This window comes from Rhodococcus sp. T9N, assembly GCF_024436645.1.
GTDB classification, from domain to species: Bacteria; Actinomycetota; Actinomycetes; order Mycobacteriales; family Mycobacteriaceae; genus Rhodococcus_F; species Rhodococcus_F qingshengii.
The window spans coordinates 1-869 of record NZ_JAMSKS010000070.1 but is presented as its reverse complement, the minus strand read 5'-3'; the positions used below and the strand labels follow the sequence as shown (position 1 = coordinate 869).

Here is an 869-nt window from a genome sequence, read left to right as displayed (position 1 = left end):
ACCAGGCGGTGAGCCAGCATGAACGACCACGGACCTGACTGCATCTGCGCCACTTGTGATCCCGAATGGGCGAATGACATCGCACGCCACAACTCAGTGCAGGTGGCGGCATGAGCGACATTACGTGGGATCAATTTCAAGCGGAACTCAAAGCGGAGAGGGCGGAAGAGGACGCGTTTTGGGACGCGATGCCTGACGCACGTCCTCCTCAACCACAGTGTTTGATCTGTGGGCGATTCGTGGCATCGGGATTGTTCACGAGTCTGGGAATGGACATGAACGGCGAGTGCACCTTCCGCTGGCACTGCTCACTCTGCGGATGGCGGGTGGGGTCATGATTCAGATCGGCACTTACATCATGTGGTTCGCCCAACGCTACGGCGCCCCTGAAATGCACATCATGGACTCTGTCGATGATTGCTACAGCCTTGCCCGGATGCTCGAAGACGCCGATACGGCAGTGTTCGACCAGTACGGCATCCTGTCTGCGGTCGAACATGTCGGGCATGGCGTCATTGCCGACGATCAATGGAACCTTGGATTCGAAGCGTTCAAAGCCCAAAGGCAGACAGAGCTGGAGCAATCCATGCAAAGAAGCCAGATCCCAAAAGCCGTTGGATGTATCGAGATTCGATCCGCTTACCAGTTTGCGCGACTTGGCGGATGGGTTCACGAGGCCAGCTATTCCAGCCTCGATACGTTGACGGCCGAACTTGATCGGCTTCAGGCAATCCTTCCGGCATCTCGAGTGCGCTCCCGGATCTTCAGGCAGGTGGCGGAATGAGCTACGTCATCCTGCAAACCGACAAAGGATCCACCACCCCCGACGACGTACGCGGCCCCTACGACACACGCCAAGACGCCGCCGA

At 57.9% G+C, this 869-nt stretch carries 1 protein-coding gene; it reads left to right on the top strand.

From position 1 onward, the window contains the following. The first annotated feature begins 334 nt into the window (after positions 1 to 334). Entirely contained in the window at positions 335 to 784 is a 450-nt protein-coding gene (locus M1L53_RS33060) for a hypothetical protein (RefSeq protein WP_261949517.1), read from the top strand. The last annotated feature ends 85 nt before the right edge of the window (positions 785 to 869 follow it).